Here is a 20,268-nt window from a genome sequence, read left to right as displayed (position 1 = left end):
CCGCCGTCGTCTGGTGCGGCCGCTGGAATGAGCGATGACATTTCACCCACGCATGGACAACAAGATTGAAGGCTTCTCCGTCATCGGCGGGGTTCACCGTCGCGTCTGGAATGGAATCGTCGCCGATGTCTGGGACGTCGATTGCGCCCCCTATGCCGGCGGCTACTACGTTTCCGACGATCCCCGGCTGTTCGTCCTCCTGGACGCGCGCGGCTCCGGTCAATGCAGCCTCAAGCTGTCGCCAAAAGCGGCCGGCGTGCAGCAGGGAAATGCGCCGCGTGCCTCCTACATACCGGCCGGGCTGGAGATGTGGGCCGATATGGTGGATATCGATTTCGTCCGTCATCTCGATATCCACTTCAGCGCGGAAGGGCTCAGCCGCCGCCTGATGGAGGACCTTGATCCCGCCAGGCTGGGCAATCCCCGCCTGCTGTTTTCCGATCCGCGCGTGCTGGCGCTGGCAGGTCTTATCGCGGCGGAATGCGAAAATCCCGCGCCGCTGCACGATCTCTACGGCGACGGACTGGCGGTCTCGCTGTTGATCGATGTGCTGCAACTCTCCCGCACAGCACCGCGCAAGCGCAGCAGACTTGCTGCTTGGCAATTGCGCCGGGTGGTCGATTACATCGAGGAAAATTGTCTCAGAAATATTCGGCTGGAGGAACTGGCGTCGTTGACCAGCATGTCGCAATCGCACTTCAGCCACGCCTTCAAGGCCTCGACCGGCATTCCCCCGCACCAATGGCAGACGAAGGCTCGGCTCGATCGGGCCAAGCAACTGATGATTTCGGATACGCCCTTGACGGATGTGGCCGTCGAGACAGGGTTTTCGGACCAGGCGCATTTCACCCGTGTTTTTCGCAAGCACATCGGCACGACGCCGGCAAACTGGAGGAAGAGCCAGCTTGTGTGAGGCTTTTGACACAGGGCCCGGGCAAATGCCGACATCTGCCACAATTGCCCAAAAACGTTCTATTTTGCGAAATTGCGACAAGCCCTTCGATTTAATATGAGTTAACAACTCATCTTATATTGAGACGGCGCCGCCTTGAGGGTGAAGGGCGGCGCGCAATGGGGCGCAGGACATGACGTATTTGACCAAGGGAATTTCATTCAAGGCGCGGCTGGCAGCGGGCGTGGCGATGGCGAGCCTTGCGCTTGTCACATCGGCGACGGCAGAGGAGACGCAGCCGACCGAACTCAAGCCACTCGTGGTGCAGGGCGGTCAGGGCGGCAAGGCCGGCGCGACCGACACCGGAAGCGATACGACCGGCCGCGATCCGGTCAAGGGTTATGTTGCCAAGACCACGACGGCGGGATCGAAAGCGGATATTCCGATCAAGGACCTGCCGCAGTCGGTATCGGTGGTCGGTCAGCAGGAAATGCAGGATCGCGGTATTACAAACAAGGTGGATGAAGCCCTGCGCTATACGCCGGGTGTCAACACACAACCGTTCGGCAATGACGGCGACACCGACTGGTTTTATATCCGCGGCTTCGATGCGACCCAGACAGGCGTTTTTCTCGATGGCCTGACGCTGTTCAGCTACGGCTTCGGCGGCTTCCAGATCGATCCATTCTCGCTCGAACGCATCGAAGTGCTGAAGGGCGCCTCGTCAGTAACCTACGGCGGCACCAATCCAGGCGGTATCGTCAATATGGTCCGCAAGGAACCGACCGATCAGCCGCTTTACTACACGGAGATCGGGATCAACAACAACGGCAATGCCTATGCCGGCTTTGACTTCTCCGACAAGCTCAGCGCCGACGGAGTGTGGAGCTACCGCCTGACCGGCAAAGTCGCCGGTGGCGACCAGTACAGCGATTTCACACACGACCTGCGTGGCTTCGTTATGCCGCAGATCACCATCTCGCCAGACGAATCCACCAAGTTTTCGGTCTATGCCTATGTCAGCGGCCTCGACGAAGTGCACAGCGGCAATGGCTTTTTCCCCTATGTCGGCACCGTCGTCGATGCCCCGTTCGGCAAGATCGACCGCAAGGCTTTCTACGGCGAACCGAGCATCGACAAGGAAACCTATAGCCAGGAAATGGTCGGCTACTCCATCGAGCATGAATTCGATGGTGGCTGGAAGCTTTCGCAGAACCTGCGTTACGGTCATCTGAAGAAGGACGAGGAAGGCCCGTATCTCAATGGCTATGTGGGCGGCGACCCGAATGCTGCCGGCTACAGTGACCCGAGCTACGAACTGGCGCGTATCGGCTTCACGGAGCATAGCAAGGCCGATTCCTTCTCGGTCGACAACAATGCCCAGCGTGAGTTCGACCTGGGCGGCATCAGCCACAACTTTCTGGTTGGCACTGATTATGCGCTCTATCGCCTCGATAACGTGCAAGCCTGCTGCGGCTCGAACCCTATCAGCGCCACCGACCCGGTCTACAACAGCACCCAGGGCGCCAACTTCGTCTATCTCGACCAGGTAATGACGCAGCAGCAGCTCGGCGTCTATGCTCAGGACCAGATGAAATTCGGCGACGGCTGGCTGGTGACCCTCAACGGCCGCTACGATTTCGTCGACGAGAATGTCGACTCCCGGATCTCCACGGATTCCGGTTCGAACAGCAAGTCGCCCAGCGGCCGTGCTGGTCTTGCCTACGACTTCGGCAACGGCATCACGCCTTACGTCAGCGTCGGAACATTCTTCAACCCGCTGATCGGCACGACCGCTACCGGTGCGGGACTGGTCCCCGAAGAGGGCGAACAATATGAAGCCGGCATCAAATACCAGCCGACCTTTATGGACGCCCTGTTTACCGCCTCGATCTTCAACATCAACCGAAAGAACATGGCGCTGACCGATCCTGCCACCTTCCTGCAGTACCAGCTCGGCGAGGTGCGCTCGCGCGGGGTCGAACTGGAAGGCAAGGTCAATCTTGACCAGAACTGGAAGCTGCTCGGCTCATACTCGTACACGGACCAGGAGGTCACGAAGAACCTCGACACCAGCATCGTCGGCAATTCGCCCTATCTGGTGCCGAACTCGACCGCCTCGCTCTGGCTCGACTACGCCGTTACCGACGGTGCACTCGAGGGCGTCAGCCTCGGTGCCGGCATGCGCTACCAGGGCAAGTCCTGGGCCGATGCCGCCAACACGCTGCGCGTGCCCTCGGCCACCGTCTTCGATGCCGCCGTGCGTTACGAAAAGAACGGCTGGGGCGCAGCGCTCAACGTCGCCAACGTCTTCGACAAGGAATACGTCTCGGGTTGCGCCGGGGTGAATACCTGCGGTTACGCCGATGCTCGGACCTTTACCCTGAAACTCAGCAAGAAGTGGTAGGCGGCTGACCGGAAGCGGGTGGCTGGCGCCCCCCTTTCATCCGACAGCGCAGAACGAGGAGATACTCAATGATGAACGCCGCTGTGTTTACCGCCTCCGGCGTTGCCATTCCCGCCGATGCAGCGAAGTTGCTGGACCAGCTTTGTGCCCAGTTGCCGGACTACGTCGTCCGCACGTCTGACGGCGCAACTATCGAGACGACGATAGGTGGCGGCGACATAGCGCTTGCCGACAACCGGCTGATCATCAATCTGCAATGCCCGACGGCCTCGATGCTGTTCACCATTCGCTGCATGGTAGCGGAGCACCTGTTCAAGTCCGCTGAAAACGACGAACTCGATCTTCGCTGGGCGGATGGCCCGCAGGTAGCAGCAGTGCCGGATTTGCGCGAAATCACCGTCGTCGGCGCCCACGATATCACGCCCCACATGCGCCGTGTCACTGTCGCCACCGATGACATCGCCCATTTCAGCCGCGGGGGACTGCATGTCCGGCTGCTGATATCGCCCCGTGACCGTCAACCCGTCTGGCCTCAGACGATGCCGGATGGACGTATCCAGTGGCCGAAGGGCGATGATGCGCTGATCGTTCGTCCTTACACGATCCGCAATCTGCATCCGGATCGCGGCGAACTCGATATCGATTTTGTCATCCACGAGGGTGATCATGGGCCGGGTGCAGCCTGGGCGCTGTCCGCGAAGCCCGGCGACCGCGCCGCTCTCTTGGGGCCAGGCGGCGGCGATGTGCCGGATGTCGGCGACATCATTCTGGTTGGCGATGAAACCGCCCTCCCCGCCATCGCCCGCATTGCCGCAGCCGCACCTTCAGATGCCCGATTGCGCATATTCGTGGAGGTGTCCGGCAAGGCGGACGAACAGCCTTTGCCAACGGCGGCAAGGGCCCAAGTCGTCTGGCTTCATCGCAATGATGGCTTGTCCGGGCGGCTGGAGGCAATTGTGCGCGAGCAGGTTGCCGCCGGAGGAGAGAAGCCGTTCGTCTGGGTTGCCTGCGAACAGGCAGAGGCCCGGGCGATCCGGATTTTCCTGAAAACGGAAATCGCCTATGACCGCGATCGTTTCAGTGTCACCGCGTACTGGCAGCGACAACAGGTGCCGGTCGCTTAATCCGAAGGCCCCTGCCCTTCGCGACGCATTGTCAGGTCGGCTCGAACAGCGGGACGATCTCCATCTCCGGCACCAGCACGAGGCCTTTGTCGGTGATCCGGATTTCCGGAATGACCGAAAGCGGTATGAGGTTGAAGCCCATATAGGCGATGGTGCACTCGGCCTTTTCCCACTCGATCTTCAGCAGCTTGGTTTCTTCGGCTACCTCGTGGACCCGCTTGTCGGACAAAAGCCCCGCAATCGGCAGCGGCACCATGGCTGTCACCTTGCCATCCATGACGACGCAGACGCCGCCCTGCTTCTCCTCGATGGCCGCAAGCGCCACCTGCATGTCTGCCTCGTTGGTGCCGGCGACGATGATGTTATGGCTATCATGGCCGACGGACGACGCGACCGCACCCTTCTTCAGCCCGAAGCCGTTGAGCAGTCCGTGGGCGACATTGCCGGCGGATTTTCCGTGACGCTCGATGACTGTCACGAAGCACAGGCCGTGGCGCTCGAAATGCGTTTGCCAGTCGTTCGCCGGCTCAAGACTGACGGTGACATGGCCGAGGGTGATGCCGGGAAGCTCGGTCTTGATGGTGTGTGCTAGCACCGGCGTGGTCGGGAGGTCCGGCGTCAGTTTCAGATTGGCCGGCAGCTTCACCGTATGGTAGGCGGCCTCGGGATACCGGTATGGTTTTGAAAGCGCCTCGTCGAGGACAGCGGTGATCTTGCGGTTGTCCACGACCAGTTCGCCACCGTACCACGTGCTGACCGGCTTCAGTTCGTCGGTCAGCAGCACGAGATCGGCGCGCCGTCCACCGCCGAGGCCGCCGATTTCGTTTTCCATGCCGAAGCGCGTGGCGCCGTGCAGCGAGCCCATCGACCAAGCCTGCTCGATTGTCATGCCGGCCTTCACCGCCTCCCGCGTCACCCAGTCCTGGCCGAACAGCAGCAGGTCGTCGGCATCGCGGTCGTCGGTGCATACGGCGATGCGCTTGTGCGAAGCGCCGAGCTCGGTGATGGTCTTGATCGCCAGCGGCAGGCTGTGCCATGGCGTCGTCGGCGGGCCGCCGCGCAGGAAGAGCCAGATGCCTGCCTCCAGCATATCGTCGGCAATGTCCCGGTCGATGGCTTCATGGGTGTCCGTGACACCGGACGCAGCATAGGCCGACACAAATTCGCGGCCGTAGACGTGCCCGGACACCGGTCTGCCCCTTTCCAGCGCCGCAGCAAGAATGGCGTGGCTGCGCTCGTCACCCATGGCGACCTGGACGAAGTCCATTTTCTCGCCAAGAGCGACCGCCTCGGGCCATTTGTCGAACAGAGCTGCGATTTTCGCAGGCGTCAGATCGCCCCCGGCCGTCTCGAACACTGGCGAGGTTGCCGGCACGGTGCTCGGCACCGTCAGGAAGATCGACAGCGGCGCCTGTCGCGCGTCTTCCAGCATGGCTTCGACACCGGCGACATCCATGACGTTGCCGATCTCGTGGCTGTCGCAGAAAATCGTCGTCGTGCCGTTCAGAAGAGCGGCCTCCGCATAGGCGCAGGCCGTGACCATGCTCGATTCGATGTGGATATGCGGATCGACCAATCCGGGGGCGATGATACCGCCTTTCGCATCGTAGCGTTTGGCCTGTGTCCCCTTATAGATGCCGTTCGGTTTGACCGCAGCAATGCGGCCGCCGGAGATCCAGATTTCCTTGCCGGGCAGAATGCGTTCCGAATAGGTCGAGAGCACGCGCGCATCGCTGATAACCAGATCGGGCTCGCGACGCGCCGAGGCGACGTCGGCAAGAGTGCGCGTCATGGTGGAGAGCGGCTTGATGGAAAAGCGGGTCAGCGTTGTCATGGAAATCCAATCTCTTGTCGGGGCCGTGCAAAGATGCATGCTCGCAAACGCAAGCGGCGAATGCAACGGGTGTTGCATTCGCCGGAGGGACTTCTGTGGGTGTTGGGGGGAGAGCCGTTACTCGGCAGCAATCTCGTCAGTAACCACTTCAAACCGCACCAGGTTCGCCGGGCCGAAATTCGTGGTCAGGGCGACGTCTGTGGCATCGCGACCGGTTGCCATCAGGATACGGCCAATGCGCGGCTTGTTGTGACGAGCATCGACCGTATGCCAGTTGCCACCGAGATAGACTTCGAACCATGCGCTGAAATCCATCGGGTTAACATCGATGGGCACGCCGATATCGCCGAGATAGCCGGTGCAATAGCGCGCCGGAATGTTCATGCAGCGGCAAAGCGTGATGGCGAGATGCGCGTAGTCGCGGCAGACGCCGACCCGATCTATGAAGCCGCCATAGGCGCTGCGGGTGGAATCGGCCTGCTGGTAGTCGAACCTGATCTGGTTATGGGCAAAATCGAGGATCGCCTTGACGCGCTGCCAGCCGAAAGGTGTATTGCCGAATTGCGACCAGGCGAAGTTCGCCAGCCGATCTGTGTCGCAATAGCGGCTGCCCAGCAGGTAGACGAGCACGTCGTTCGGCAGATCCTTGATCTCGTGCTGCACGGCATCCACCGGAATATTGTCCGGCAGGCCGGTATCGTAGATTTCGAAGGCAGTGGAAATTGTCGTTACGCCGGCGGGCGCCACGATGCGTGTGCATGCGTTGCCAAAACTGTCGGTGTAGCCTGAAGCTTCGATGTCCCTGTCAAAGGTAAGGACCTGGTCGGACAACAGGTCAATGCGCCGCGACGGGTGAATGTTCAGGCACAGCAACATAGGAGTTGGCTGCGGGCAGTCGTACGCAATGCTGAAGCCGGCACTTATTTTCATCACTTAGCCTTTGTTTATGGGAAACCCATGCAAATTGGCATGAGCTACCGTTGAACGTTGCAGGAGAGAGACTGTTCCATGGCTCTTTCGGCCCTTTCCGGAAGCGTACCTGCACTCCGCTCGGTTGTCACGTTTACCTGTACCGTCATGTCGTCATAATCCTCAGCTTCTCCGTCATAACTGCCGGTGAGTGGGATTGCCTGGCGCGGATCGCGAGCAACGCCGACACGGATCAGATCGCGATTTCCAACAATTCCGTTGGTCGGATCGAATTCGACCCACCCGGCGCCGGGCAGATAGACCTGGCACCAGGCATGGGTGGAGCCGCCGCCCCGTATCGCTGAATCGTTGCGGCTGGGAACGAAGACGTAACCGGTGACGAAGCGAGCGGCGAGGCCGAGTGAGCGGGCCGCCTCGATCATCAGCAGTGCGAAATCGCGACAGGTTCCCTTGCGCAGCTTCAGCGTCTCGATCGGCAACTGCGTGCCGCGCGCAGAGCGGCGTGCGTAGGCGAAGCTTTCATGGATGGCAAAGCACATCGTCATCAGCAACTGGCCGGTCGCAGTCGGCTGCCCGATGCGGACGAACTGGCGCGCCCATTTGCCGACTATGTCATGCGGATCAGGATAGTGACGCTCTATGGTCGGCCGGAGGTCTGCGACTTCGTCGGGGTCATAGGCGAACGGATATTGCAGAGCGGTGTCGTCGATCTGAAGGTTCAGGGCCACCTGGGGCGTGTGGTCGAGACGGATCCTTGTTTCGAAGCGCAACTCGCTGGCCGGCTCGGAAATGTTCACCAGCGCGACACAGTTTCCGAAGACGTCGAGAATCCATCGGACGCTGCTGGGTTTCGGCTCGACGAGCAGTGTCGATTCGAGGAGCCGCTGGTCGAAGCTGTCGCGCGGGCGGAACATCAGCCGGTGCTCCCCGAAAGCGACTGGCTTCTTATAGCGGTAGACCGTGATATGTTTGACGGAAAAGACAGTCATCGTTCAAATGCCCTTCACAGCCTGCATGCGCCGGAGGCTGCATCGATTCTGGAAAAGCGGCCATGCTATATTTTTTCGCCGGTCATGGAAGCGATGATCCGATTCGTACGTCATTCCCGTTCATATTAGAGGACAATATATAATGCCGTAAAAATTTAGCTGGAGCTTGTAAACGCGGTGTGGCAGCCCGAAGGGTGCGCCAAGAGTTGACAAAGAGGAGCGGTTCGGCTACTAAAAAGTCATCGGTAGTTGTTTGCGATATTTGTGTTTGCTGGCGCTTGACGCTTTCTTTACGAAATTCCCCTTTCAAAAATCGAAAATTTATTCGCCGAGTATCGCTCTGCGAAAAACGATGTTGCAATGGAAAGGGTTCGTCATGACCACCGGCACAGTAAAATGGTTCAACTCCACCAAGGGCTTCGGCTTCATTCAGCCTGACAACGGCGGCGCGGACGTGTTCGTACACATCTCGGCTGTCGAGCGTGCAGGGATGCGCGAAATTGTCGAAGGCCAGAAGCTTTCTTTCGAGCTTGAGCGTGACAACAAGTCTGGCAAAATGTCTGCCGGCCAGCTCCAGGCTGCTTAACGGTCTTTAGCCTCGCCATGACCACGGATGTACTGGCATGATGCAGGGGCTTTAGTCCAAGGGAAGGTCAGACCTATAGTCTGGCCTTTTTCGCTTCAATACCGACGACACGCTTTGAGGAGGATTGAAACGTGACGGAGAATTCGAAATCCCGCGAACAGGCTGAAATCGCTTTCAGCAAGACGCAAACGGAATACCTGGCTCGGACCAGGACAATATCCGAAATCGACGAAGTCGCCGCCGATCGCGACGCCAAGACAGCCCGTCTTCGGGAATTGCGACTTGAAAAAGAAGCCAATGCTGTGCCACAGGTAGGCAAGCCGAAGAAAGCCACAAAGCGCTGAGAAGCCATGAGGCAAAACCACCAATAAGGACGACGACCGCTTGAGACACGTAAACGATAATGGCTTTGCCGAGCGCCGCAAGGCTGCCACCGAAGCCAAGAAGCAGCTTTTGACGAAATTCGCCACCGCTCCGAAGCCGACCGACCCGGATGTGGTCGCCAAGCGCGCGGAGCGTGCGGCAGCAGCGGAAGCGCGTGAAGCGCGCCGTGCCGAACGCGAGCAGGAAAAGCGCGAGGAATATGCGCGCCAGCTGGCCGAAGCCGCAGCCAAGACCGCTGCCGCCAGTGCCGAAGCGAAGGCTCATGCCGAAGCCCAGGAAGCCGAAGCTGTAAAGAGCGTCGAGCAGATGGCCGCCGACGAGGCCGCCCGCAAGGCCGAACGCGACCGCCGCTATGCAGCCCGCAAGGCCCGCCAGCGCTAGGTTTTCCACAGCAAATTCAAATACTAGCCGGCCCTTGAAAGGCCGGCTATTTGCGTTGTGCTGCAGTCTTTCCGACGATTGGGTGAGTTCTACCAGCGATCCAGACGGCTTTGCTGTGCGTCGCGTGCGAAAGCCGCCGCTTGCCGAGCGCGCAGAAAGGGCTATCGTCCTCCCGCATAGGGGTACGGGTGGAGTAAGGCGTTGGTGTATGATTGGTATGGCGGCCGGACGCGTCGGCTGCGTCAATTGAAACGCGGACTGTTCTGGTGCGTGGCGTTTCTCGTCGCCTGTGCAGCCGCAATGGTGCTGCTGCGGCCTCGCTGACTGCGACAAGGTATTCAGTTGGCTGTGAGGTGCCGGCGGAAGGTCCGCCGGCCGATTTTTGGCTTATGCTGGCAGGGCGGCTGCGTCGCGGAACGACACGAGGCGGCGGGTCTTCTCGTCCCAGAGGACGAGCTTTACGCAGCGGATGCTTTCCATGATCGTGATACGCCCGACATTGCGCAATTGCGGATGGTCGCGCAGCACTTCCGGTAACCGGTAGTAAGGGACTCGACTGGCAAGGTGATGGACATGATGGATACCGATATTGGCGGTGATCCACATCAGCGGGGCCGGCAAGTCGTAATTCGATGCACCGTGCAGGGCGGCGTGGGGAAACTGCCACTCCGGCGGCTCGGACCAATGGGTTTCTTCGAACTGGTGCTGGACGTAGAACAGCCAGATGCCTGCGGCGCCGGCGAGCACGACGATCGGCAAGTGCACCAGCAGGAACGGCACGACGCCGACGGCCCACATGAGCAGGCCGGCGACCACCGCGACGGCGGCGTTGGTCGCCATCGTCGATACCCATGGCTGCAGCCCGGAGCGCATCATGCCGAATGGCAGCCGCTGCTTGAAGAGAAACAGCCAGATCGGCCCGATGCCGAACATGACCACCGGGTTGCGATAGAGGCGGTACGTCATGCGGCCGCGAAGCGACAGAGCCTTGTATTCCGCAATCGTCAGCGTGGCGATGTCACCGACGCCGCGTTCGTCCAGATTGCCGGCAGAGGCGTGGTGTTCGGCATGGGCGCGACGCCAATAGTCGTAAGGTGTCAGCGTCAGCACGCCAATGATACGGCCCGTCCAGTCGTCGACGCGACGGCGGGCGAAAAACGAGCCATGGCCGCAATCGTGCTGGATCATAAACAGGCGCAGCAGAAACGCCGCTGCCGGAACAATCAGGATTAGGCCGGGCCAGAAGCTGTAGTGAACGGCGATCCAGGACAGTACCCAGAAAACGATAAAGGGGATGACGGTCACTGCCAGTTCGAACGCGCTACGAGTACCGCGTGGCTGGCGATATTTCGACAGGATCTTGAGCCAGGCTTTTTCGTTGGTAATATCAGCAGGAGCGGATGAAACGTCCGCAAGAGCGGGCTTAGTCGTGGCGTTATGCACCGGCATTGGACTTTCTGCGCAATGGAAGGAAGAGCTAGCTGACAGTGTGGAACTATCTGCCTATGAAACGAGACCGATGTTATCTCGCCGGACGATCCCCGTATATCCCATGCGGCCATCTCAGGCAGGTGTATACAACCAATGAGGCCGTTTCGTGTTTAATTCGACGCTGACCTTTCTGCCGGATCCGTCGACTGTCCGTCGCCATGCTTAATCCGCTGTCGGCTCGAGCCGGCGCCGGCGCTGAAGATTGGCATCGAGTTGCGACATCACGCGGAGGGTTGCATTCACATCGTCTTCGCTTGCGCCCTCGAAAAGCTCGGCACGGAGCTTTGCCAATACGTTGCTTAACTCGGTGTTCAGCGCCTGTCCGGCGGCTGTCAGACGCAACGTTTTGGCGCGTCGATCCTGCGGGTCTTCGATACGATCGATATAGCCCAACTCCGTAAGCTGGTCGAGAACCCGTACCAACGTCGGTCCCTCCAGATTGAGGACATCGGCAAGAGTGCCCTGACGGATGTTGTCGCCGAGGCGGGCAATGTAGCGCATTGGCAGAACGGTGGCCTCCGATAGCTCGTAAGGCTTCAGAGCACCATCCAGGGCCCTACGGTAAAGGCGGGCCAGGAGCACAAGATTAACGCCCATCCGCTCGTGCAACTCTCTCATCGGCATAGCATTCACTCTGATTTCGACGCTGCATTTTCAAATATTGTCTTACGATAGACAATGGCTATCGCCCGTAGTTGTTTCCTTTAAACGGATGCCGCCTTTTAAGCACGAAAATTGCGACGGGCCGACGTTTTTTATCGGTAAAAAAGTCTTCCTCGATTGTCGGCAAGGCGGCTGACACTGGGCCCCGGCAAAAGTTCTGGCAGTGAGACCGATCTGGTGCCGAAATGGTGAATGCGCGCCGCGTAAATCCCCCTGTCGATCTGGGGCATCCCGTGTTTAATGATGTCCTTTTAATCGGAGACACAAATGCTGTCGCAGGCAGTCGTCCGCCGCGAGGTGGACGTGATCATCATCGGCGCCGGCGCCGCCGGCATTGCCGCCGGACGCCACTTGCAAACCGTCCGTCCGGACTTATCGCTGCAAATTCTTGAGGCCGGCGCGCATATCGGTGGTCGGGCGCTCACGGTTCGACCGAAACTCCTGGCAGGACAACCTGTCGATCTCGGTTGCGGCTGGCTCCATGGCGCCCAAACCAATGCATGGACTTCTGTTGCAGGTGACCTGGGGCTGGTCGTTGACCAGACACCGGCGCCATGGAGCGACGGCGGCCGCCGGCTGCAGAACGACGAAGCGGCATATGCGGCAATCGGTGACTTCTTCGAGCGCGCCGAGAATTATCGGGGAGAGTCCGACAAACCCCTTTCGGACTTGCTCGAGCCGGATAACCCCTGGAACCCTCGGATCGAGGCGATCGGGACCTATCTGAACGGCGCAGCGCTGGATCAGTCCTCCCTTCTGGACTATGCCAACTACGCGCCTGGCGAGGGTCCCGACTGGCGGGTGCGTGAGGGCTACGGGGCGCTGATCAGCACTTACGCCGGTACATTGCCCATTTCGCTTCATACAGTCGTGACCGGCATAGACCACCGCTCTCGCACGTCTGTCGTCGTCGAGACCAATCGGGGGGCGTTGATGGCACGCTGGGTGATCGTCACGCTGTCCACCGATATGGTGGCGCGAGAGACCATACGTTTTACGCCAGCCTTGCCGCACAAGATCGAGGCGGCGGCCTCCCTGCCCCTTGGCCTCGCCAACAAGCTTTTTCTGCGCTTGCCTTCCGATCTCGATTTGCCGGTGGATACGCAGGCCTACGGCTCAGCCACGACGAGTGCCACTGGCAGCTATCATATCCGCGCCTTTGGTCAGCCGATCATCGAGGCCTACTTCGCCGGTCCGCTTGCCCATGATCTGGAAAGGGCGGGCGATGCTGCGGCGCTGGCGTTTGCGCGCGATGAACTGGGAGGCGTCTTCGGAAGCGCAATTCGCGGCGATCTGGAATTTGTGACGATGTCCGGCTGGGCAACATCACCGCATATCGGTGGCGCTTATGCCTATGCCAGGCCGGGCGCTGTTTCTGCGCGCGGCGTGCTCGCCGAGCCCGTCGACGGACGCTTGTTGTTTGCCGGCGAAGCTTGTTCCGTGGCGCGTTATTCCACGGCCCATGGCGCCTTCGAGACAGGCGTTGCAGCGGCTGAAAGGATTATCGATGCTGCGCCAGCACCTGCAGCCAATGCACTTGCAAACGAAAGCTAGCCTACCATATTTTCCGCGAGATACTTTTGAGCGCGACACAGCCTTATATCCGGCCTATCGCCGCACCTTACGTATTCGATTCGACAATCGATAAGCCGTCATATGGCGGCTCCACCATGCTCTTCTGATGCCCTGTCTTGGGTTTCGCAGTATCGACAGGGATTAGACATGCTCAATCGCTTCACTTTCAGTCGCCGGGCGAGCTTCTGGACGGCCGCTGCAGTCGTTGCCCACACGCTATGGACCAGTGCTGCACCGGCCATGACCTACCCGCTCTATGCCAGGCAGTGGGGCCTGACGCCGTTTGCCACGACGGCAATCTTTGCGATCTATCCCATCGTGGTGGTCCTGGTCCTTGTGGGTTTCGGCGATATTTCCGATTATGTCGGTCGTCGCAAGACGATGTTGTTCGGGTTGGCCGCTTCGCTGATCGGTGTGTTGCTGTTCGCGGTGGCGCCGGATGTCTGGTGGGTACTGGTCGGACGCGCTTTCATGGGCATCGGGGTCGGACTTTCTGCCGGGCCGTCGGCTGCCGCACTCGTGGAATTCAGCGCGCCGGGTCAAGGTCAAAAAGCCAGCGCCATTACTACGCTCGCCCAGGTCACCGGCCTGATATGCGCAGCGCTGGTTGGCGGCGCACTGATACAATATGCACCGTTTCCGACGCGCCTGAATTTCATCGTGCTTCTCGTGGTTCTTGCCGGCATATTTGCGGCGACCTGGTTTCTTCCCCGCCATCTCAGCACGGAGGCCTCCGGCCCCTGGCGGTTCAAGGCCATCGTCATCCCGCGCGGCCTGCGCAAGATTTTCGCGACTTCAACCATCGCCGTCACTGCGTCCTATGCGATGGGCACCATCATCCTGTCACTCGGGGCACAGATCGCCCATGACGTGATCGGCTCGCCGAATGCCATGGTCAACGGCGCCACCATCGCACTCTTCGCCTTCGTCGGTGGCGCGGTTGCTATCCCCGCCAGAGGCCTGAAGTCGTCCGCCACGATCTTGATCGGAGGTCTTTCCTCGCTGACTGCAGTTGGCCTGCTTGCCTTTTCCGCCAGCCAGCATTCGCTCAGCCTGTTTGCAACGGCGCTCGTGTTCGGCGGCATATCCTACAGCCTGCTGTTTTCCGGCGGGCTTGGGCTCTTGAACGCCAATGCGCCGCCACGCCATCGCGGCGGTACCTTGTCGGCGCTGTTCCTGGTTGCCTATCTCGCCCAGGGGCTGGCAGCACTCCTGCTCGGGAAGATTGCCACACTCTACGGCTTGAACTTCGCCGTCGATGTGGGATCGGCTATCATTGCCGGCCTGTCATTGTGCGCCATGTTGCTCGCTGTTCTCTACGCCTCCCCTACCCCCTCCTCCCGTCACGTTATTGGAAACCGTCCATGAGCACCCTTTTCTCACCGTTTGAACTTCGCAATCTGACCCTGCCCAACCGGATTGTCGTTTCGCCGATGTGCCAGTATGTCGCCGACAACGGCAAGGCCACCGCCTGGCATGAAGTCCACCTCGGCGGGTTGGCGCTTTCGGGCGCAAGCATGCTGTTTCTGGAAGCGACAGCCGTGGAGGCAGCCGGCCGTATCACGCCCGGCGACCTCGGCCTGTGGAACGACGAAACGGAAGCTGCCCTGAAACCGGCGATCGATGCTATTCGTCTCGTCTCAAAGACGGCTATCGTCATGCAATTGGGTCATTCCGGCCGCAAGGCGTCCAGCCATTTGCCTTGGGAAGGTGGCGAACTCATACCGCTTGCTGAAGGTGGCTGGGAGAACTTTGCCCCCTCCCCTCTTCCTCACAAGGATGGCGAGCGCGAGCCAACCGCTCTCGATGCTGCCGGATTGGCGCGCGTGCGCGATGCTTTCGCAGCGACTGCTGCACGGGCAGCAAGACTTGGGCTGGATGGTGTCGAGCTACATGCCGCCCACGGCTATCTCCTGCATCAATTTCTGTCGCCCCTCTCCAACCAGCGGACGGACGAGTACGGCGGGTCTCTCGAAAACCGCATGCGCTTTCCGCTCGAAGTGTTCGACGCTGTCCGCGCGGCGTTCCCGTCCGACAAGGCCGTTGGCGTGCGAATTTCCGCAACGGATTGGGTCGAGGGTGGATGGGATGTCGCTCAGAGCATTGCGTTCGTCAAGGAACTGCAAAAGCGCGGGGTCGATTGGATCGATGTCTCCTCGGCCGGCGTGTCGCCGTTGCAGCAGATCACCGCAGGACCGGGCTACCAGGTGCCCTTCGCCGACGAGATCAAGCAAGCAACAGGCGTTACGACTATCGCGGTTGGTCTGATCACCGAGGCCAAACAGGCGGAGGAGATCGTCTCGAGCGGTAAGGCTGACTTCGTGGCACTCGCACGCGCGATGCTCTACGATCCACGCTGGGGATGGCATGCTGCGGCGGAGCTCGGTGCGACCATCGAGGTTCCGCCCTCGTACCTGCGCGCTGCTCCGCATGGGAAATCTAAATTATTTCGTCAGGGTTGATTGATGTCGATTTAAAGCTGGAGGTCCGGGCCAAGTGGCTTGGACTTTGTTGGGGTGAAAGCGCTAGCCTGTACTCTGTGCCACGTTGAGGCTTTTCGCGATATCTGATCGCTGCAGTCCACAGGCTAGCTTGAATCTTTCACAGTGCTGTCGAGACAGCCTACTATGGGTCAGGCTCTTTCGCTGACTTTAGCCTCGCTCGCCAAGCGCAGGGCGCGCAGCCGGGCTGTTTTTTCTTCGCGCGCTTTCCGACGCTGTTCATTGTCTGCGAATGCTGCCTCAGTTGCAGCGTCCGCAAGCACTCTTTTCTGCTCTTTTGAAAGCTGAAGTCTGCGTTTTTTCTGCTCTTCCATTGAATCCTCCGTGGGTCGGTCGCAACGTGCCAGCCCCATTGCGGTCAAGCGCGCGGATGCACTCGCCATTGATAAGGCGACTTTTGTTTAATGCGAAGGTCCGCGGAAGGTTTCATCGCTTTTCAGGATCGTCCGTTGGCGGACACTCGCGTCTGGATTGTTGTTTTCTTTAGGGGCCGGTATTTCAAACGCAGGTGCAGGTCTGCTCGCTGTATCGGTTAGCTGGGCTCACATAATAAAGATCGTTGAGACGGCGATCATTAAAAGAGAGCAGGAAATCCTAAGAATTCGCACTTGGCGCGTTCAGGAACCATCGCTTGATAAGCGGGACGACATGTTTACTGCGGTAAACTTCTCCACCGGTCTTATGTGTCCATAGCCGTCGTTAACGATAAAGCCCTTGCCCGCCAGTGAGAATCGGTCTCAAATGCGCTTTGAGAAGCCAAGTAGCTTACAAAACGCATTTGCGAGAAAATTAGATGAATATGGCAGCAACGCTCGGAAAGCCTATTTCGGAGGTCGACCAGCTTATCATCGGCCAAGCCCGAGAGCTGTCCGACAAGCTGAAGCAGCACCGGCTCGAGATGTTTCCGCCGACCGCGCAGAAGACGCTCAGGCAGTTTCATCTCAGCGAAGCCGCGCATTTTCTTGGCGTCACCAGTGGCCATCTGCGTAACCTGTCGCTCGAATCAAAGGGGCCGCTGCCGCAGGTTACACCATCAGGCCGTCGCTCCTACACGGCGGAGCAATTGCTGGAGATGCGTCAGTATCTGGAGCAGAATGGTCGCGCCGGCCAGCACTACGTACCGCATCGCCGCGCCAAGGACCATCTGCAGGTCATTGCGGTCGTGAATTTCAAAGGCGGGTCGGGCAAGACAACCACGGCGGCCCACCTCGCCCAGCATCTGGCTTTGACCGGGCATCGCGTTCTGGCCGTCGATCTCGATCCGCAGGCCAGCCTTTCGGCGATCCACGGCTTCCAGCCCGAATTTGATCTCGATGAGAACGAGACGCTTTATGCTGCGATCCGTTATGACGAGCGTCGGAGACCGCTTAGGGAAGTCGTGCGGAAAACCAATTTTCCGGGTCTCGACATCGTGCCGGGCAACCTCGAACTTATGGAGTTCGAGCACGATACACCGCGTATCCTGGCGCAGGGGCAGGGCAACGACTACGGGCGCATCTTTTTCGCACGGCTGGACGAGGCCTTGTCATCTGTATCCGACGATTACGACGTCATCGTTATCGACTGCCCTCCCCAGCTTGGATTTCTGACAATGAGCGCGATTTGCGCCGCCACGGCGGTGCTCATCACGGTACATCCGCAGATGCTCGATGTGATGTCCATGTGCCAATTCCTGCAGATGCTCGGGGAAATCCTGAACACCTTGAAGGGTGCGGGCGCCGATATGAACCTCGACTGGATGCGCTATCTCGTGACGCGCTACGATCCGACCGATGGACCGCAAACGCAGATGGTGGCGTTCATGAGATCGATGTTCAAGCAGCACGTCCTCACCAACCCCATGCTGCGAAGCGTTGCGATCTCCGATGCTGCGCTTACCAACCAGACCCTCTACGAAGTAGATCGCAGCCAGTTCACGCGCACCACATACGACCGTGCGTTGGAATCGATGGAGGCTGTGAATGCTGAGATCGCCGCGCTGGTCCACAAAGCATGGGGTCGCTGATTATGGCCAGGAAGAACGTCCTTTCCGGATTGATTTCCGAACCCGAGGCAAAGTTTACTGCGGTAAACTCCAGTCAACAGACCTCCGTGCCTGAGCGCCAGACGAGCGGCTACAAGGGCGTTGGGGCACTTGGCGCAGTGACACGCAGTATCGACGCGCTTGCAGCCAAAGCCGATGCGGCCAAGGCGATCGAGGCAAAGCTCACGGCCGGCGAGGTGGTCATCGAGCTTGATCCGGATATGATCGAGGACTCCTTCGTGTCCGACCGCCTCGTGCAGTTGGATGCCAAATTCGACGAACTGGTCGAAGCAATACGTCTACGCGGCCAGGATTCACCGATTCTCGTGCGTCCTCACCCATCCCGAGACGGCAAATACCAGATAGCCTTTGGCCATCGCCGTGCTCGCGCCGCAAAGACACTGGGCCGCCCTGTCCGGGCTGTCGTCAAGAAGCTGGACGATCGCGATCATGTCATCGCGCAGGGCCAAGAAAACAGCGCCCGGGCAGATTTGTCCTTTATCGAACGCGCCATGTTTGCAGGTCGGCTGGAGAAGCGAGCCTTTGACCGCGAAACGATCATGGCCGCGCTCAGCGCCGACAAGACTACGGTTTCGAAGATGTTGTCGGTCATCAACCGCATCCCCACCGCGGTTGTTGATGCAATTGGACCGGCCTTGGCTGTTGGCCGCGACCGTTGGCATGACCTGGCGACGCGTTTCGACACGCCCGAGAATGTCATGCGAGCGGGTGAATTTATCACGCGTCCGGAATTTCTTGGTGCCGTAGCAGACGACCGCTTTGATTTGTTGAGCGCATTTCTTGCAGGACGGGGAGAGGCGAGGTCTGCGACCGTCGTGAAACCTGTTTCGGAGTGGCGCGAGCAAAGCGGTGCTGCAAAAGCGGAAATCAAGGCTGGTGGCAAGAAGTATACGATTGCCTTGAAGGCGGAGAACGGTCCGGCCTTTGGCGCTTATATCACCAAAAATCTTGATCGGCTTTACCAGGCCTTTCAGGAAGAGACCAAGTTGGAAGCAGGAGACTAAACGCAAAAGAAAAAGGCCCCCAAACGTTGCCGTCGTGGAAGCCCTTCTCGTAGTTGGCGCTTAGAGAATCACATTTCCACGAATCTTAGTCAAGAGTCTTTGGCACCAAATTGGGTGAGCGGATTTCTTTTGCCTTGAAAAAGGTGAAGGACGATGCAGACCGGACATATATCGACGCCCTTTGGTGGGCGTTCGATGACGCTTGGCATGCTGGCAAGCCAGTACGACGCGAGTGAGATCGACGCTGACGCCTCGGTCGACAAATGGAAGTTATTTCGAGCGCTGTGCGAAGCGCGGCAGATGCTCGGGGTCAGCGATCGCGCGCTGGCTGTTTTGAACGCATTATTGAGTTTCTACCCCGGTAACTTGCTTTCGGCAGCCAACGGACTGGTGGTCTTCCCTTCCAATGAGCAATTGGCCTTGCGTGCCCACGGTATAGCGCCTGCGACATTGCGCAGACACCTTGCCGCTCTCGTAGAGACAGGCCTGCTTATCCGCCGGGATAGCCCGAACGGCAAGCGCTACGTCCGCAGGGGCGGCGATGGTGAAGTTGCGCAGGCTTTTGGTTTCAGTATTGCTCCGCTGATCTCCCGGGCTGAAGAAATCAATGTGCTGGCGGCTGAAGTGGTCGCCGAACGTCAATTTCTCCGTGTCACGCGAGAAAAGCTCACATTGTGCCGACGCGATGTCGGCAAACTTATCGAGACGGCCATGGAGGAGGGGGCACCCGGCGATTGGTCAAGCATATACGAGCACTTTCGGCGCCTTGTGATGCGAATTCCTCGCCTACCGACAGCGGCAGACATCCAACCTATTCTGGAAGATATGAGCATGTTGCGTGATGAAGTCGTCAACCTACTGGAAACATGTCTAAAAACACAAAAACAAAGCGGCAATGAGTCCCGAAATGAGCAGCACATACAGAATTCAAAATCCGAATCTATCACTGAACTTGAACCAGCTTTAAAAATAAAGCAGGGCGACGCTGAGGGGGCAGAGCAAAAGCTAAGCCTTGTGCCTGTTACACAAGACCAGCAGGATAATAGCCGCCAACCGGTGGAGGGCGGCGGCAGGCAATTTGCGGATCTGGGCGGTTTGAAGTCCTTTCCACTCGGCCTCGTGCTTCGGGCTTGCCCCGAGATTGCGATGTATGGCCCGGGAGGAGTGATCTCGAGTTGGCGCGACATGCTGACGGCCGGCGTTGTGGTCCGATCGATGCTCGGCGTCAGTGCCAGCGCCTACGAGGAGGCCTGCCAGGTCATGGGACCGGAGAATGCGGCAACTGTCATGGCCTGCCTGCTGGAAAGATCCGGTCAAATCAACTCGGCCGGCGGCTATCTGCGCGACTTGACCAGAAGGGCGGAACGAGGGGAATTTGCCATTGGGCCAATGCTCTTGGCGCTGGCTCGTAGCCATGGCTTAGAAGACAGGAGGTCAGCATGATTGCCTTCGCCCCGCTTGCA

Annotated in this window: 18 protein-coding genes; 12 read left to right on the top strand and 6 right to left on the bottom strand. The window is 59.3% G+C overall.

Annotation, left to right across the window (positions count from 1 at the left end):
- Positions 1-34: 34 nt before the first annotated feature.
- The 3 genes from J5274_RS25970 to J5274_RS25960 all read left to right on the top strand — a co-directional run bounded on the left by J5274_RS25970 (position 35) and on the right by J5274_RS25960 (position 4,423).
- On the top strand, positions 35-913 hold the full coding sequence (locus J5274_RS25970; RefSeq protein WP_142824936.1) for an AraC family transcriptional regulator: 879 nt from the start codon (positions 35-37) through the stop codon (positions 911-913).
- A 172-nt stretch (positions 914-1,085) separates the two neighbouring features.
- Positions 1,086-3,299 carry a TonB-dependent siderophore receptor gene (locus J5274_RS25965; protein WP_142824937.1) on the top strand — a complete coding sequence of 738 codons (2,214 nt, stop codon included), beginning with the start codon at positions 1,086-1,088 and terminating at the stop codon, positions 3,297-3,299.
- A gap of 68 nt (positions 3,300-3,367) precedes the next feature.
- Positions 3,368-4,423: a siderophore-interacting protein gene (locus J5274_RS25960; protein ID WP_224128031.1), complete on the top strand. Its 1,056-nt coding sequence runs from the start codon at positions 3,368-3,370 to the stop codon at positions 4,421-4,423.
- A gap of 31 nt (positions 4,424-4,454) precedes the next feature.
- On the opposite strand, the gene J5274_RS25955 is transcribed toward J5274_RS25960, so the two are convergent.
- The 3 genes from J5274_RS25955 to J5274_RS25945 form a co-directional block, all read right to left on the bottom strand.
- Positions 4,455-6,257, bottom strand: coding sequence for an adenine deaminase (locus J5274_RS25955; protein ID WP_142824939.1), 1,803 nt, complete (start codon positions 6,255-6,257; stop codon positions 4,455-4,457).
- A gap of 117 nt (positions 6,258-6,374) precedes the next feature.
- Positions 6,375-7,187, bottom strand: a complete 813-nt coding sequence (locus J5274_RS25950; RefSeq protein ID WP_142824940.1) for a transglutaminase family protein — start codon at positions 7,185-7,187, stop codon at positions 6,375-6,377.
- Positions 7,188-7,231: 44 nt separating this feature from the next.
- Positions 7,232-8,176, bottom strand: coding sequence for a transglutaminase family protein (locus J5274_RS25945; RefSeq protein ID WP_142824941.1), 945 nt, complete (start codon positions 8,174-8,176; stop codon positions 7,232-7,234).
- Between the two features lie 352 nt (positions 8,177-8,528).
- On the opposite strand from J5274_RS25945, the gene J5274_RS25940 reads away from it, so the two are divergent.
- The 3 genes from J5274_RS25940 (at position 8,529) to J5274_RS25930 (ending at position 9,527) form a co-directional block, all read left to right on the top strand.
- On the top strand, positions 8,529-8,762 hold the full coding sequence (locus J5274_RS25940; protein ID WP_279309160.1) for a cold-shock protein: 234 nt from the start codon (positions 8,529-8,531) through the stop codon (positions 8,760-8,762).
- Positions 8,763-8,893: 131 nt separating this feature from the next.
- Positions 8,894-9,106, top strand: a complete 213-nt coding sequence (locus J5274_RS25935; protein ID WP_111221159.1) for a hypothetical protein — start codon at positions 8,894-8,896, stop codon at positions 9,104-9,106.
- A 40-nt stretch (positions 9,107-9,146) separates the two neighbouring features.
- On the top strand, positions 9,147-9,527 hold the full coding sequence (locus J5274_RS25930; RefSeq protein ID WP_111221160.1) for a DUF6481 family protein: 381 nt from the start codon (positions 9,147-9,149) through the stop codon (positions 9,525-9,527).
- A gap of 387 nt (positions 9,528-9,914) precedes the next feature.
- On the opposite strand, the gene J5274_RS25925 is transcribed toward J5274_RS25930, so the two are convergent.
- Both J5274_RS25925 and J5274_RS25920 read right to left on the bottom strand, forming a co-directional pair.
- Positions 9,915-10,976: a fatty acid desaturase gene (locus tag J5274_RS25925; RefSeq protein WP_142824942.1), complete on the bottom strand. Its 1,062-nt coding sequence runs from the start codon at positions 10,974-10,976 to the stop codon at positions 9,915-9,917.
- A 204-nt stretch (positions 10,977-11,180) separates the two neighbouring features.
- Positions 11,181-11,636 carry a MarR family transcriptional regulator gene (locus J5274_RS25920; RefSeq protein WP_161990948.1) on the bottom strand — a complete coding sequence of 152 codons (456 nt, stop codon included), beginning with the start codon at positions 11,634-11,636 and terminating at the stop codon, positions 11,181-11,183.
- A 312-nt stretch (positions 11,637-11,948) separates the two neighbouring features.
- Here J5274_RS25920 and J5274_RS25915 point away from each other — a divergent pair, with 312 nt between their 5' ends.
- The 3 genes from J5274_RS25915 to J5274_RS25905 all read left to right on the top strand — a co-directional run bounded on the left by J5274_RS25915 (position 11,949) and on the right by J5274_RS25905 (position 15,718).
- Positions 11,949-13,235: an NAD(P)/FAD-dependent oxidoreductase gene (locus J5274_RS25915; RefSeq protein ID WP_219276081.1), complete on the top strand. Its 1,287-nt coding sequence runs from the start codon at positions 11,949-11,951 to the stop codon at positions 13,233-13,235.
- Between the two features lie 168 nt (positions 13,236-13,403).
- Complete coding sequence (locus tag J5274_RS25910; protein ID WP_161990947.1) at positions 13,404-14,624, top strand: MFS transporter; 1,221 nt, start codon at positions 13,404-13,406, stop codon at positions 14,622-14,624.
- On the top strand, positions 14,621-15,718 hold the full coding sequence (locus J5274_RS25905; RefSeq protein WP_142824946.1) for an NADH:flavin oxidoreductase/NADH oxidase: 1,098 nt from the start codon (positions 14,621-14,623) through the stop codon (positions 15,716-15,718). The genes J5274_RS25910 and J5274_RS25905 overlap by 4 nt, the downstream gene beginning before the upstream one ends.
- Before the next feature lie 170 nt (positions 15,719-15,888).
- Here J5274_RS25905 and J5274_RS25900 read toward each other — a convergent pair whose 3' ends face one another.
- A complete protein-coding gene (locus tag J5274_RS25900) occupies positions 15,889-16,071 on the bottom strand; it encodes a hypothetical protein (protein ID WP_142824947.1) in 183 nt (60 codons plus the stop codon).
- Between the two features lie 479 nt (positions 16,072-16,550).
- On the opposite strand from J5274_RS25900, the gene repA reads away from it, so the two are divergent.
- The 3 genes from repA (at position 16,551) to repC (ending at position 20,248) form a co-directional block, all read left to right on the top strand.
- Positions 16,551-17,762, top strand: coding sequence for a plasmid partitioning protein RepA (gene repA, locus J5274_RS25895; RefSeq protein ID WP_142824948.1), 1,212 nt, complete (start codon positions 16,551-16,553; stop codon positions 17,760-17,762).
- Between the two features lie 2 nt (positions 17,763-17,764).
- A complete protein-coding gene (gene repB / locus J5274_RS25890; protein ID WP_142824949.1) occupies positions 17,765-18,805 on the top strand; it encodes a plasmid partitioning protein RepB in 1,041 nt (346 codons plus the stop codon).
- A 153-nt stretch (positions 18,806-18,958) separates the two neighbouring features.
- Positions 18,959-20,248, top strand: coding sequence for a plasmid replication protein RepC (gene repC / locus J5274_RS25885; RefSeq protein WP_219276078.1), 1,290 nt, complete (start codon positions 18,959-18,961; stop codon positions 20,246-20,248).
- The last annotated feature ends 20 nt before the right edge of the window (positions 20,249-20,268 follow it).

The sequence above is a fragment of the Rhizobium sp. L51/94 genome (genome assembly GCF_019355555.1).
Classification (GTDB): Bacteria; Pseudomonadota; Alphaproteobacteria; order Rhizobiales; family Rhizobiaceae; genus Rhizobium; species Rhizobium rhododendri.
The sequence above is the reverse complement of the archived record's forward strand: the minus strand, read 5'-3'. Positions and strand labels throughout refer to the sequence as shown.

What these genes read in the sequence shown, in the direction of transcription:
- J5274_RS25960 (WP_224128031.1), top strand. Translation starts at nt 3,368, where the DNA reads ATGATGAACGCCGCTGTGTTTACCGCCTCCGGCGTTGCCATTCCCGCC.
- repC (WP_219276078.1), top strand. Translation starts at nt 18,959, where the DNA reads ATGCAGACCGGACATATATCGACGCCCTTTGGTGGGCGTTCGATGACG.
- J5274_RS25945 (WP_142824941.1), bottom strand. Translation starts at nt 8,176, where the DNA reads ATGACTGTCTTTTCCGTCAAACATATCACGGTCTACCGCTATAAGAAG.
- J5274_RS25905 (WP_142824946.1), top strand. Translation starts at nt 14,621, where the DNA reads ATGAGCACCCTTTTCTCACCGTTTGAACTTCGCAATCTGACCCTGCCC.
- J5274_RS25900 (WP_142824947.1), bottom strand. Translation starts at nt 16,071, where the DNA reads ATGGAAGAGCAGAAAAAACGCAGACTTCAGCTTTCAAAAGAGCAGAAA.
- J5274_RS25925 (WP_142824942.1), bottom strand. Translation starts at nt 10,976, where the DNA reads ATGCCGGTGCATAACGCCACGACTAAGCCCGCTCTTGCGGACGTTTCA.
- J5274_RS25970 (WP_142824936.1), top strand. Translation starts at nt 35, where the DNA reads ATGACATTTCACCCACGCATGGACAACAAGATTGAAGGCTTCTCCGTC.
- J5274_RS25940 (WP_279309160.1), top strand. Translation starts at nt 8,529, where the DNA reads ATGTTGCAATGGAAAGGGTTCGTCATGACCACCGGCACAGTAAAATGG.
- J5274_RS25920 (WP_161990948.1), bottom strand. Translation starts at nt 11,636, where the DNA reads ATGAGAGAGTTGCACGAGCGGATGGGCGTTAATCTTGTGCTCCTGGCC.
- repA (WP_142824948.1), top strand. Translation starts at nt 16,551, where the DNA reads ATGAATATGGCAGCAACGCTCGGAAAGCCTATTTCGGAGGTCGACCAG.
- J5274_RS25910 (WP_161990947.1), top strand. Translation starts at nt 13,404, where the DNA reads ATGCTCAATCGCTTCACTTTCAGTCGCCGGGCGAGCTTCTGGACGGCC.
- repB (WP_142824949.1), top strand. Translation starts at nt 17,765, where the DNA reads ATGGCCAGGAAGAACGTCCTTTCCGGATTGATTTCCGAACCCGAGGCA.
- J5274_RS25965 (WP_142824937.1), top strand. Translation starts at nt 1,086, where the DNA reads ATGACGTATTTGACCAAGGGAATTTCATTCAAGGCGCGGCTGGCAGCG.
- J5274_RS25915 (WP_219276081.1), top strand. Translation starts at nt 11,949, where the DNA reads ATGCTGTCGCAGGCAGTCGTCCGCCGCGAGGTGGACGTGATCATCATC.
- J5274_RS25950 (WP_142824940.1), bottom strand. Translation starts at nt 7,187, where the DNA reads ATGAAAATAAGTGCCGGCTTCAGCATTGCGTACGACTGCCCGCAGCCA.
- J5274_RS25955 (WP_142824939.1), bottom strand. Translation starts at nt 6,257, where the DNA reads ATGACAACGCTGACCCGCTTTTCCATCAAGCCGCTCTCCACCATGACG.